We start from the raw sequence: 12,907 nt of genomic DNA, 5'->3' as shown, positions 1-12,907 counted from the left end.
CAGCCAGCTGGCTGGGATTTCTTCTTTTCTATATCAACTTGTCAATTGCCTCAACCCCTTTGTTGGTACAGATACCCCTTAGCGATACAAAGATCAGATTCATGAATATCTCCTCTATCGTATAGCTGAGGAAAAGCTGCTGCTCCATCACATATTTTCCTAATGCATCGAATAGTCGTGCCACAAGTTCTGGCTTCACCTCCTTGCGAAAAAAGCCCTCATCTATGCCACGCTCGATAAACTTCGTCATATTTGTCAGCATCTGCTGGTTCTGTTGTCCTAAATAACGCGCCACCTTCGGATACTTCACCAGATCTGAATAGAACAGCGGATTGGTCTGACGCACCTCTTCCACTTTCAGCTTGTATGCCACCAGGATAATCTCCATCACGTTGTTGCAGTCCTGTGCCTTCTGCTGCATCTGAGAACGCCGTTCACCGAGATAATATTTCACACCCTCATAGAGCAAATCCTCTTTTTTGTCGAAGATCTCATAGAGTGTGCGCTTCGAGATACCCAACTCAGATGCCACGTCATCCATCTTTACCTGACGGATGCCCTTCTTGGCAAAAGCCATCATCGCCGATGTGATGATTTTGTCTCTAAGCCCCTGTTTGTAGGGAGAAATGTCTTTGGTTTCTTGCATATTCATACATTTTCAGTTGCAAAGGTACAAAAAAAACAAAAATAGGCGATATTTTTAAATAGTTTTTTGTAATTTTGCACCAAAATTTGATAATAGGTAAAAAGATTATTAGTAATACACGATTATGGTTAAGATCTCGAAAGAAGCTGCCCTCGAATATCATGAGAGCGGACGCCCTGGAAAAATTGAAGTAAAGCCCACCAAGGCTTATCGTACGCAAACCGACTTGAGTCTCGCCTACTCTCCTGGCGTGGCCTATCCCTGTCTGGAGATTCAAGAGAACCCCGACGCAGCCTATAAGTACACCGATAAGGGTAACCTTGTGGCTGTTATCTCCAATGGTACCGCGGTGCTCGGCTTGGGTGATATCGGTGCCATGAGTGGTAAGCCCGTCATGGAAGGAAAGGGTCTGCTCTTCAAGATCTATGGCGGTATCGACGTATTCGACATCGAGGTTGCTGAGAAGGATCCCGAGAAGTTCTGTGAGGCTGTTGAGCGCATCGCCCCTACCTTTGGCGGTATCAACCTCGAGGATATCAAGGCTCCTGAGTGCTTCTACATTGAGGAGCGTCTGAAGAAGACACTCGATATCCCCGTAATGCACGATGACCAGCACGGAACCGCAATCATCTCTGCTGCAGGTCTGAAGAATGCCATGGAGGTGATTGGCAAGGATATCAAGAAGGTAAAGATTGTGGTCAACGGCGCAGGTGCTGCTGCCATCAGTTGCACCAAGCTCTATATGGCCATCGGAGCCCAAAAGGAGAATATCGTGATGCTCGACTCCAAGGGCGTGATCTCTGTAGAGCGTCAGGACCTGAACGAGCAAAAGAGATTCTTCGCCACCAGTCGTACCGATATCCATACCCTCGCAGAGGCTGTCAACGGTGCCGACGTGTTTGTGGGTCTTTCAAAAGGTAATGTGCTCTCCAAGGATATGGTAAAGACGATGGCCAAGGATCCCGTTATCTTCGCTCTCGCCAACCCTGTACCCGAAATTTCTTACGAGGACGCCATGGAGGCCCGTCCCGATGTGCTTATGTCTACGGGGCGCACCGACTATCCTAACCAAATCAACAACGTTATCGGCTTCCCTTACATCTTCCGTGGTGCGCTCGACGTTCACGCCACCGCCATCAACGAGGAGATGAAGTTGGCTGCCGTTCATGCCATCGCAGATCTTGCAAAGCAGCCAGTGCCTGATGTGGTGAACGATGTCTATCACGTCAACAATCTCTCTTTCGGTCGCGATTACTTCATTCCGAAGCCCGTTGATCCCCGTCTGATTACCGAAGTGTCAGCGGCTGTGGCCAAAGCCGCCATCGAGAGTGGTGTGGCTCGCAAGAAGATTGAGGACTGGGATGAATATAAGGATTCGCTCTCTGTGCTGCTTGGTCAGGAGACCAAACTCACCCAGAATCTCTACGCCACAGCAGCAGCCCATCCGCAGCGAGTGGTATTCGCAGAGGCCGTACACCCCACCATGCTGAAGGCTGCCGTACAGGCTTACGCTGAAGGTATCTGTCACCCGATTCTGCTCGGTAACGATGAAGTCATCACCAAACTCGCCAAGAAGCTCGACCTGAGCCTCGATGGTCTTGAGATTGTGAACCTGCGCCATCCGTCAGAACAGGAGCGCCGCGAACGTTATGCCCGCATCCTCACAGAGAAGCGCCAGCGCGACGGCTACACTTTCCAGGAAGCCAACGACAAGATGTTCGAGCGCAACTACTTCGGTATGATGATGGTGGAGACTGGCGAGGCTGATGCCTACATCACTGGTCTGTATACGAAGTACTCGAATACCATCAAGGTAGTCAACGAGGTGATTGGTATCCGTCCTGAGTTCAAGCATTTCGGTACCATGCACATCATCAACTCGCCTAAGGGTACTTACTATGTTACCGATACGCTCGTCAACGAGAACCCCGATAAGGACGCGCTGATGGATATCGCCAAGCTCGCAGCTACCGCCGTTCGCTTCTTCAACGAAAAACCTGTTATTGCAATGGTCAGCCACTCTAACTTCGGTAGCAACACCAGCGATGGTGCCAAGAAGGTCAGATATGCCGTAGAGGAGATGCAGCAGCTCTACCCCGATCTTCCCATCGACGGAGAGATGCAGCTGGGCTTCGCACTTGACAACGAGCTGAGAGACGAGCAGTATCCGTTTACCAAACTGAAAGGCAAGAAGGTGAACACACTGGTGTTCCCCAACCTGACCTCTGCCCGTTCATCTTACAAGATGCTGCAGATGCTGGGTAGCGACGCCGAGATTATCGGCCCGATCCAGATGGGTCTGAACAAGCCTATCCACTTCATCGACTTCGGTGCCACTGTGCGCGACATTGTGAACATCGTGGCAGTAGCAACCATCGATGCCTATGTGGCCAAGATCAAGGATCGCATCAACAACGCTGGAAAGTAATCACATATTTTCTATATAAAAACCAACAAGGGCTGTCTTTCGAGGCAGCCCTTGTTGGTTAAATTACTTAACAAGTCGGTTCGTGAGAATCGTGTTCTAGAGCCCAAACCATTCCAAGGCCGTCAATACGTGAGTTTTGAGCCGTTTTGCTAAATATCTGATTCATTGGACGTTATGTTGTATTGTTAAAAAGGGGGTCATCTTTGGGTCGTTAAAATAAGGCTTTTCACCCGTCGAAACGTTATCTTTCGCTCATTCAAACGTCATCTTTCACTATATGGAAGATAGTCCGATGACTCGTAAAGACTATCTTAACGCCCCTAAAAGACTATCTAAACCCATAGTTTACCGTAATTAAACTCCGAACGTATCCTAAATCATCTCTTATTTTCTCTAGAAGGAGCACTCTGGAAGTGTTAAATTTTGGCATAGAATCTTTACATTCTGTTACCCACAAACCACCTATACGCTATTCCCCTCTATTTTGCTTTCATAATCACAAGCTAAATCCCACATATTATATATAAGGTCTTTCAGGTTGCAAACAGGTGTGGACGAACACATAACAAAAGGCATTTAATGACCTTTTGACTTGATTTATGTCAATTAAGTGACAAAAAGAAAGGTTTTTGAAGAAAAAGTTGATAAAATGTTTGCTATTTCGAATTTTTGATGTAATTTTGCACCCGAAAAGAAGAAAGCAAAGACAGAATGTACTGTCGAAGCAGTATAAACAGCGAAATATAGTAATTTTTAATCAGTATAACACTTAAAAAACTTTTAGATTATGAATGCAGCAAAAGTTGTAGAGGATCTGAAACAGAGATTCCCCAATGAGCCGGAGTACATCCAGGCAGTTTCTCAGGTACTTCCTACTATCGAGGAAGAGTACAACAAGCACCCCGAGTTTGAGAAGGCCAACCTCATCGAGCGCCTTTGCATCCCCGATCGTGTTTGTGAGTTCCGTATCACTTGGGTAGATGATAAGGGAAATGTTCAGACCAACATGGGTTATCGTATCCAGCACAACAATGCTATTGGCCCGTACAAAGGCGGTCTTCGTTATCACAAGAGTGTAAACCTCGGTATCCTGAAGTTCCTGGCTTTCGAGCAGACCTTCAAGAACTCTCTGACCACACTGCCTATGGGTGGTGCAAAGGGTGGTTCAGACTTCTCTCCCCGTGGCAAGAGCGATGCTGAGGTGATGCGCTTCTGCCAGGCATTCATGAATGAGCTCTATCGCGTGATTGGTCCAGATGAGGACGTTCCCGCTGGTGACATCGGTGTTGGTGGACGTGAGGTCGGTTACCTCTTCGGACAGTACAAGAAGCTGACTCATCAGTTCCAGGGCGTGCTGACAGGTAAGGGTCTGAGCTTCGGTGGTTCACTGATCCGTCCTGAGGCTACAGGTTATGGCTGTGTTTACTTCCTGACCTCTATGCTAGCTACCCGTGGTATCGAACTGAAGGGTAAGAAGGTGCTGATCTCTGGTTCTGGTAATGTGGCACAGTATGCTACAGAGAAGTGTATCCAGCTCGGTGCTATCCCCTTGACACTCTCTGACTCAGACGGTTACATCTTCGATCCCGATGGTATCGACGAGGCTAAGCTCGCTTATGTGAAGGAGCTGAAGAACGTTGAGCGCGGACGTATTAAGGAATATGTTGAGGAGTATCCCAACGCTGTATATCATGCTGGTGAGCGCCCCTGGCACGAGAAGGCTGATATCGCCCTGCCTTGCGCTACTCAGAACGAGATCAACGCAGAACAGGCTCAGGCTCTCGTAGACAATGGTGTGATCGCCGTTGCCGAGGGTGCAAACATGCCTACCCTGCCCGATGCTATCAAGATCTTCCAGGATGCCAAATTGCTCTACTCTCCTGGTAAGGCTTCTAACGCTGGTGGTGTATCAGTATCTGGCCTGGAGATGTCACAGAACTCAGAGCGTCTGAGCTGGACTTCTAAGGAGGTTGATGACTATCTGAAGCGCATCATGAATGACATTCACGAGAACTGCGTGAAGTACGGTACCGAGGCTGATGGTTACATCAACTACGTGAAGGGTGCTAACGTAGCAGGCTTCATGAAGGTGGCCAACGCCATGATGGCTCAGGGCATTGTATAAGCCGGACGAAGTTTGAAGTATTCAAGTGAAAGTATAATTATAATAGAATAACGTATTGTTAACAGGGGCTGACTCGCGAGGGTCGGCCTTTGTTTTGTTAATAATTCATAAATTAATATCTACTTTTCACTTCTCACCCCTCACTTCTCACTTCTTTTTACTACCTTTGCACCCGTTTTGTCCCCCGTAGGGGGAATAGGGGCCGGAACAGGCGCTTGCTCCTATGAATTATTAACCCTTTAAAAGATGGTCTGGTAAACGTCTGTTCAGACCCCGCCCCGACAAACAAACGTGGGGCAACAGAATTAATTTATTATGTCAGATTTAACAAAGAACGTGAAGCCGCTCGACGATTTCAATTGGGACGAGTTCGAGAATGGCACGCCCGCTGGTGTCAACAAAGAAGAGCTTGACAAGGCGTACGACGAAACCCTCAACAAGGTAGCCGACCACCAGGTAGTAGAAGGTACCGTGATCAGCGTTGACAAGAAGGAAGTTGTTGTCAACATCGGCTACAAGAGCGACGGCATCATCCCCGCTTCTGAGTTCCGCTACAATCCCGACCTGAAGATCGGTGATAAGGTAGAGGTTTACGTAGAGAGCGCTGAGGACAAGAAGGGTCAGCTGATCCTCTCTCACAAGAAGGCCCGTCTGAGCAAGTCTTGGGATAAGGTCAACGAGGCTCTCGAGGCAGATGCTATCATCCAGGGCTTCATCAAGTGCCGCACAAAGGGCGGTATGATTGTCGACGTATTCGGTATCGAGGCCTTCCTCCCCGGATCGCAGATCGACGTTCACCCCATACGCGACTACGACCAGTTCGTTGGCAAGACCATGGAGTTCAAGGTTGTGAAGATCAACCAGGAGTTCCGCAACGTGGTCGTTTCTCACAAGGCTCTTATTGAGCAGGAGCTCGAGGCCCAGAAGAAGGAGATCATTGGTCGTCTGGAGAAGGGTCAGATCCTTGAGGGTACAGTTAAGAACATCACCAGCTACGGTGTATTCGTTGACCTCGGCGGTGTTGACGGACTCATCCACATCACAGACCTTTCTTGGGGCCGCGTAGACGATCCCCACAAGGTGGTGGAGCTCGACCAGAAGATCAACGTTGTTATCCTGGACTTCGACGACGAGAAGCGCCGCATCGCCCTCGGTCTGAAGCAGCTCACTCCTCATCCTTGGGATGCTCTGGATCAGGAGCTCAAGGTTGGTGACCACGTGAAGGGTAAGGTAGTCGTTATCGCTGACTACGGTGCATTCGTTGAGATCCAGCCTGGTGTTGAGGGCCTGATCCACGTTTCAGAGATGTCTTGGAGCCAGCACCTGCGTTCAGCTCAGGAGTTCCTGAAGGTTGGCGAAGAGGTTGAGGCAGTCATCCTGACCCTTGACCGCGATGAGCGTAAGATGAGCCTGGGTATCAAGCAGCTTCGTGAGGATCCCTGGGAGGCTATCGAGAACAAGTATCCTCTTGGCAGCAAGCATACCGCAAAGGTTCGCAACTTCACCAACTTTGGTGTATTTGTTGAGCTCGAGGAAGGTGTTGACGGCCTGATTCACATCAGCGACCTCTCTTGGACCAAGAAGGTAAAGCATCCTTCAGAGTTCACTCAGGTTGGTGCTCAGATCGACGTTATCGTTCTGGATATCGATAAGGAGAACCGTCGTCTGTCTCTCGGTCACAAGCAGCTCGAGGAGAATCCTTGGGATGTATTCGAGGAGAAGTACACCGTTGGTTCTATCCACGAGGGTAAGATCAGCGAGATGCTCGAGAAGGGCGCCGTTGTATCACTCGAGGAGAATGTTGAGGGCTTTGCTACTCCGAAGCACCTCGTGAAGGAGGACGGTTCACAGGCTCAGGCTGGTGAGGTTCTGCCCTTCAAGGTGATCGAGTTCAATAAGGACAGCAAGCGTATCATCCTCTCTCACAGTCGCACCTTCGAGGATCCCGCCCGCGAGGAGAAGAAGGCTGCCGCTAAGAAGGCACGTGCTCCGAAGAAGGACGATGCTCCGAAGATCGAGAATGTTGCAGCCAGCACAACACTGGGTGACATCGACGCACTGGCTCAGCTGAAGGCTCAGCTGGAAGGTGAGAGCAAGAAGAAGTAATTGCTCTACCCTCTTACATACCTATCCCCTCTGGAAGTTTTTCCAGGGGGGATTTTTGTTTGGCACGATATTTGCAGAATAATGTTCAAACAATGAAATTATAAATTGATAATAACATGCAAAAAGGTAACATCGGGGTTACAACCGAGAATATATTCCCCGTTATCAAAAAGTTTCTCTACAGTGATCATGAGATTTTCCTCCGCGAGATGGTGTCGAACGCAGTCGATGCTACGCAAAAGATGAAGACCCTCGCCGCACAAGGAGAGTTTAAAGACGATCTTGGCGACCTGACTGTACGTGTCAACTTTGATGCTGACAAGGGTACCATCACCATCAGCGATCATGGTATCGGAATGACCGAAGAGGAGATTGATAAGTATATTAACCAGATCGCCTTCTCTGGCGTTAGCGACTTTTTGGAGAAATATAAGGATAACGCCAACAACATTATTGGTCACTTCGGTCTGGGCTTCTACTCAAGTTTCATGGTGTCGAAGAAGGTGGAAATAATCACCAAGTCGTACAAAGAGGGTTCGAAGGCCGTAAAGTGGAGTTGTGACGGCAGTCCTGCCTACGAGATTGACGATGCCGAGCGTGAACAACGTGGTAGTGACATCATCCTCTATATCGATGACGATTGCAAGGAATTCCTTGACAAGTACAAGCTTGAGGGTTTGCTTCAGAAGTATTGCAAGTTCATGGCTGTGCCCGTTGCTTTCGGTAAGAAGACCGAATGGAAGGACGGCAAACAGGTGGATACTGATGAAGACAATATTATTAATAATGTGGAGCCGCTGTGGACGAAGACGCCCTCTTCGCTGAAGGACGAGGACTACAAGAGTTTCTATCGTACGCTCTATCCAATGAGCGATGAGCCCCTGTTCTGGATTCACCTGAACGTGGACTATCCCTTCAACCTGACGGGTATCCTCTACTTCCCGAAGATTAAGTCGAACATTGAGCTGCAGAAGAATAAAATCCAGCTCTACTGCAACCAGGTATTTGTAACCGATCAGGTAGAGGGCATCGTACCCGAATTCCTGACGTTACTGCATGGTGTGATCGACTCACCGGATATTCCCCTGAACGTCTCTCGTAGCTATCTGCAGAGTGACCGTGAGGTGAAGAAAATCTCTACTTATATCACGAAGAAAGTTGCCGACCGCTTGAATGCCATCTTCAAGGAAGACCGCAAGCAGTATGAGGAGAAGTGGGACGATCTGAAGCTCTTCATCAACTACGGTATCCTCTCTGAGGAGGGCTTCTACGACCGCGCCAAGGACTTTGCCCTGATGAAGGATACAGATGGTAAGTACTTCACATTTGAGGATTACAAGAAGCTCATCGAGGCCAATCAAAAGGATAAGAACGATCAGTTGGTATATCTCTACGCTACCGACAAGGAAGAGCAGTACTCTTACATCAAGGCAGCTCAGGACAAGGGTTACTCAGTACTATTACTTGACGGTCAGCTTGATGTTCCCACTATTCAGACATTGGAGCAGAAATTTGAGAAGAGCCACTTCACACGTGTGGATGCCGACATCATCGACCGTCTGATTGTGAAGGAGGACGCCAAGAAGACGCAGCTCTCGGAGGAAGAGAGTGACAATTTGTCAGCCGTGTTCCGCACCCAGATGCCAAAGATTGAGAAGGCAGAGTTTATGGTTCAGGTGGATGCCCTCGGCGAAGAGGCACGTCCTGTGATTATCACACAAAATGAGTATATGCGTCGTATGAAGGAGATGAGCCGTTTCCAGCCAGGAATGAACTTCTATGGACAGATGCCCGACTCATTCAACATCGTCCTGAATTCCGATCATCCATTGGTAAAGAAAGTACTTGAGGAGAGTGAGGCTGCTACCGCCGAGGCGCTGAAGCCCATCGTGAGCGAGCTAAAGGGTCAAGAAGCTCGTCTGGCCGCTATTCGTGCCGCACAGGATAAAAAGAAATATGACGAGATTACCCAGGAGGAAAAGGACCAGAAGGCCGAGGCTGAGAAAGCCGTACAGGAGCAGAAGGACAAGAAGACAGCTGTGATTGCCGACTATGCAAAGGGCAATTCCATCGTTCACCAACTTATCGACCTGGCGCTCCTTCAGAATGGCATGCTCAAAGGCGAGGCGCTGGATAAATTCCTAAAGCGCTCAGTTGATTTGATTAAATAAAATAAATGCTCCCTCATTTTCGAGGGAGCATTTATTTTATCTTCGTAATTCACGGAGGCGAGCCTTATAGGCTTTGCGGAGTTTTCGCACAGCCTTATCACGTATCTGTCTCACACGCTCACGTTTCACATCCATATCTTCTGCTATCTCAGCCATAGTCTCCCGTTCTTGGCCAATACCGAAAAAGGCATTCACCACCTTTGTCTCACGCTGGTCAAGACTGCCTAAGGCATATTCCACCGCAGCCTCAACGGCTTCAGAATGGACACGCTCATCGGCCAAAGGAGCATCCTGATTAATCAAAACAGACAATAAACTCATATTCGTTCGATGACCTAAGGGGGCATCTACTGAAAGAGGCATACTTTGTTGACGGGCAACGACCTCATCCTTTACATTCTTTGGCACCTGGTAGAGACCAGCCTGCTGCTCGATGAACTTCTCGATAGCCTGACGCACATAGACAACGGCATAGTTTACAAAGCGGACACCTTTGCTGGCATCATACTTCGAGGCGGCTTTCATTAAGCCGATATTACCCTCACTGACGAGATCCTCCATCGCAACACCTTTACCCTTATATTGACGGGCTACGGCCACCACAAAGCGAAGGTTTGCTTCCACAAGTCTCGAGAGGGCTTTAGTATCGCCTTTCAGGATTTGCGATGAGAGTTGTTTCTCTACTTCGTCGGAAAGCAGAGCTTCCTTTCCGATTTCATCCAAATATCTGTTAAGTGCTGAATCTTCCATAAAAACTTATTTTGGGGCAAAGATACAAAAAAATAATCGGAAATACAAAGAAAGAGAGAAAATCTTTCGATTTTCTCTCTTCAAGTGATTCCGGCGGGATTCAAACCCACAACCTTCTGATCCGTAGTCAGATGCTCTATTCAGTTGAGCTACGGAACCTTGTTCCTTTTTGCGGGTGCAAAGGTACGAAGATTTTTTGAACTGACCAAATCTTTTGGCGACTTTTTTCAAGAAAAATGTATTTTCGCCCCTTTTTACCTGATTTTCTTCAAATTTTCAGCTCTTTCAGTATCTCTGACATGCGCTGCATATTGTTGATACGCATGGGCACCAACGGCAGGCGAAGGACGTTCTGAATAAAGCCCATCTCTGAGAGCATCGCCTTTACACCAGCGGGATTGCCGTCGACAAAGAGCAACGAGAACAAGTCTGTAAAGCGATGATGGATAGTGCGGGCTGGATCGTATTCACCGCGCATCTGCAAACGGATCATTCTTGAGAACTCCTTAGGAAGGGCATTGCCAATAACGGAGATAACGCCAACGGCACCACAACTGACCATAGGGAATGTCAGGGAATCGTCACCACTGATTACGTCAAAGCCATTGGGCTTGTTCTTGATAATCTCGTCGACTTGTTCCAAATTACCACTAGCTTCCTTAATACCTACAATGTTATGGCAATCGCGTGCCAATCTCACTGTTGTGGCTGCCTGCATATTTACCCCTGTACGACCTGGCACATTATATAATATAACGGGCAACGTGGTAGCTGCAGCAATCGCCTTAAAATGCTGGTAGAGACCTTCTTGTGAAGGCTTGTTATAATATGGACATACGCTGAGTATACCGTCAACCCCACGAAAATCGCCGGTTTTCAGTTCCTCAATGATGGCAGCAGTATTATTGCCACCACAACCCATCAGGATGGGCACACGCCCCTGGACATAGTCTACGACGAGGTCTTTAATCTTCTGCTTTTCTTCCTTGGTAAGTGTGGGTGTCTCGCCTGTAGTAGCGAGAATACAGAAAAAGTCGGCCCCGTTGTTCAGCTGATAATCCACAAGGCGTATCAGCGATTCATAGTCTACCGAACCGTCTTCCTTAAAGGGGGTGATGAGTGCGATACCCAAACCCTTGAAAATATTCTGTACCATATCGTCTAATCTTTTCGGCTGCAAAGGTACACAAATAAAATGAAAATCGCAGCAAAATGCTGCGATTTTTTCATTTTTTGTGTTATTCTGCCTTGAATAGATCCTTGATACCTCCTAATGAGCCAAGTAGGTTGGTGGCCTCATAAGGCAAATAGACGGTTTTGGTCTTCTCGCCTTCGGCTAACTCTTGCATCATTTGGATATATTTCTGGGCCAGCAGATAGTTGGCAGGATTGGTCGATTTACCGACAGCCTCAGTAATCAGCTCGATAGCCTTCGCCTCAGCCTCGGCCACACGGATGCGGGCCTGCGCCTCGCCTTCGGCCTGAAGGATAGCTTCCTGCTTTGCGGCTTCTGCCTTATTGACGATAGCAGTCTTCTCACCTTCTGACGCAAGAATCTCGGCAGCCTTCTGACCCTCGGAAGTAAGAATCTGGGCACGTTTGTTACGTTCTGCCTGCATCTGCTTCTCCATTGCAGTAAGCACAGAGTCAGGAGGCGTGATGTCCTGTAGCTCCACACGATTCACCTTCACACCCCACTTATCGGTTGCATCGTCGAGCACAGCACTCAATTTCTTGTTGATAGTATCGCGTGAAGTCAGTGTCTCGTCGAGCTCAAGTTCACCAATGATATTACGCAACGTGGTCTGCGTCAGCTTCTCGATAGCATTGGGCAGGTTGTTAATCTCATATGTGGCCTTGAAGGGATCTACAATCTGGAAATAAAGCAACGCATTGATCTCAGTCTGTACATTATCCTTCGTAATCACATTCTGCTTAGGAAAGTCGTAGACTTGTTCACGCAGGTCAATAGTGGTGGAGTATTGATACCTTCCATGGTTCAATACAACAATAGACTTGGCGCGGTCAATGAAAGGAATAATAATGTTGATACCAGGCTGGAGTGTGGCATAGTAGCGTCCGAGACGCTCCACAATCTTTGTTTCTGACTGAGGGATAATCACGAGTGCCATTTTGGCAAAGATAACCACGCATATCACGATGGCTACCAGAATGAAAGTTGCAATGTCCATAATAATTAGTTTTAAAATAAAATATTAATGAATTGTTTCTACTGTAATAATAGTGCTCTCGCGTCCAATCACGTATACGTTAGTGCCTGTAGGGATACTCTGATTCTCGTTAGTAACAGCTTTCCATATGTCTCCGTCAATCTGCACACGCCCGAACCCATCAGCCTCGACAGTCTCTACAACCCTACCCTGTCTTCCTAACAACGCATCGGCATTGCTGACACGCGAATCTTCACCCTTACGCAAATAACGCTTAGCAAAGGGGCGCACCCAGAACAAGCTGATTAGAGCGCACACCGCAAAACAGATCAGCTGGACATAGATGTTGCCACCAAGAGCAGCAGACAGGGCTGCAAATACTGCACCGATAGAGAAGCAGATGATAAAGAAATCGCCTGCCATCAACTCCAAAATCAGACAGACAACGGCTAGAACCGACCACATCTGCCACAAGTGTTGTGTAAAATAATCAATCATCATGTTATTTGG

The 12,907-nt window shown here is 48.0% G+C and carries 9 protein-coding genes and 1 tRNA gene; 4 read left to right on the top strand and 6 right to left on the bottom strand.

What is annotated here, in order from left to right:
- Positions 1-28: 28 nt before the first annotated feature.
- Positions 29-646 carry a TetR/AcrR family transcriptional regulator gene (locus tag BMY16_RS09385; protein WP_170836066.1) on the bottom strand — a complete coding sequence of 206 codons (618 nt, stop codon included), beginning with the start codon at positions 644-646 and terminating at the stop codon, positions 29-31.
- Between the two features lie 124 nt (positions 647-770).
- Between BMY16_RS09385 and BMY16_RS09380 the strand changes: the two genes are divergently transcribed.
- The 4 genes from BMY16_RS09380 (at position 771) to htpG (ending at position 9,476) form a co-directional block, all read left to right on the top strand.
- Entirely contained in the window at positions 771-3,074 is a 2,304-nt protein-coding gene (locus BMY16_RS09380) for an NADP-dependent malic enzyme (RefSeq protein ID WP_091841909.1), read from the top strand.
- Between the two features lie 787 nt (positions 3,075-3,861).
- Positions 3,862-5,199 (top strand): NADP-specific glutamate dehydrogenase, encoded by a 1,338-nt coding sequence (locus tag BMY16_RS09375; protein ID WP_091841907.1) that lies wholly within the window; start codon positions 3,862-3,864, stop codon positions 5,197-5,199.
- A 315-nt stretch (positions 5,200-5,514) separates the two neighbouring features.
- Entirely contained in the window at positions 5,515-7,305 is a 1,791-nt protein-coding gene (gene rpsA, locus BMY16_RS09370; protein ID WP_091841905.1) for a 30S ribosomal protein S1, read from the top strand.
- Between the two features lie 116 nt (positions 7,306-7,421).
- Entirely contained in the window at positions 7,422-9,476 is a 2,055-nt protein-coding gene (gene htpG, locus BMY16_RS09365; RefSeq protein WP_091841904.1) for a molecular chaperone HtpG, read from the top strand.
- Positions 9,477-9,512: 36 nt separating this feature from the next.
- Here htpG and BMY16_RS09360 read toward each other — a convergent pair whose 3' ends face one another.
- The 5 genes from BMY16_RS09360 to BMY16_RS09340 form a co-directional block, all read right to left on the bottom strand.
- Positions 9,513-10,226, bottom strand: coding sequence for a sigma-70 family RNA polymerase sigma factor (locus tag BMY16_RS09360; RefSeq protein ID WP_091841902.1), 714 nt, complete (start codon positions 10,224-10,226; stop codon positions 9,513-9,515).
- 85 nt (positions 10,227-10,311) lie between these two features.
- Positions 10,312-10,385, bottom strand: a tRNA-Arg gene (locus BMY16_RS09355).
- A gap of 109 nt (positions 10,386-10,494) precedes the next feature.
- Positions 10,495-11,382 carry a 4-hydroxy-tetrahydrodipicolinate synthase gene (gene dapA / locus BMY16_RS09350; RefSeq protein ID WP_091841900.1) on the bottom strand — a complete coding sequence of 296 codons (888 nt, stop codon included), beginning with the start codon at positions 11,380-11,382 and terminating at the stop codon, positions 10,495-10,497.
- Positions 11,383-11,464: 82 nt separating this feature from the next.
- Positions 11,465-12,418: an SPFH domain-containing protein gene (locus tag BMY16_RS09345; RefSeq protein WP_091841898.1), complete on the bottom strand. Its 954-nt coding sequence runs from the start codon at positions 12,416-12,418 to the stop codon at positions 11,465-11,467.
- A gap of 24 nt (positions 12,419-12,442) precedes the next feature.
- A complete protein-coding gene (locus BMY16_RS09340) occupies positions 12,443-12,898 on the bottom strand; it encodes an NfeD family protein (RefSeq protein WP_317614780.1) in 456 nt (151 codons plus the stop codon).
- Positions 12,899-12,907: the final 9 nt, after the last annotated feature.

The organism is Prevotella sp. ne3005 (assembly GCF_900110085.1).
Classification (GTDB): Bacteria; Bacteroidota; Bacteroidia; order Bacteroidales; family Bacteroidaceae; genus Prevotella.
The sequence above is the reverse complement of the archived record's forward strand: the minus strand, read 5'-3'. Positions and strand labels throughout refer to the sequence as shown.

Bases quoted from the DNA above. Each gene is read 5' to 3' on its own strand.
- rpsA (WP_091841905.1), top strand. From the start codon at position 5,515: ATGTCAGATTTAACAAAGAACGTGAAGCCGCTCGACGATTTCAATTGG.
- BMY16_RS09360 (WP_091841902.1), bottom strand. From the start codon at position 10,226: ATGGAAGATTCAGCACTTAACAGATATTTGGATGAAATCGGAAAGGAA.
- BMY16_RS09340 (WP_317614780.1), bottom strand. From the start codon at position 12,898: ATGATGATTGATTATTTTACACAACACTTGTGGCAGATGTGGTCGGTT.
- htpG (WP_091841904.1), top strand. From the start codon at position 7,422: ATGCAAAAAGGTAACATCGGGGTTACAACCGAGAATATATTCCCCGTT.
- dapA (WP_091841900.1), bottom strand. From the start codon at position 11,382: ATGGTACAGAATATTTTCAAGGGTTTGGGTATCGCACTCATCACCCCC.
- BMY16_RS09375 (WP_091841907.1), top strand. From the start codon at position 3,862: ATGAATGCAGCAAAAGTTGTAGAGGATCTGAAACAGAGATTCCCCAAT.
- BMY16_RS09380 (WP_091841909.1), top strand. From the start codon at position 771: ATGGTTAAGATCTCGAAAGAAGCTGCCCTCGAATATCATGAGAGCGGA.
- BMY16_RS09345 (WP_091841898.1), bottom strand. From the start codon at position 12,418: ATGGACATTGCAACTTTCATTCTGGTAGCCATCGTGATATGCGTGGTT.
- BMY16_RS09385 (WP_170836066.1), bottom strand. From the start codon at position 646: ATGCAAGAAACCAAAGACATTTCTCCCTACAAACAGGGGCTTAGAGAC.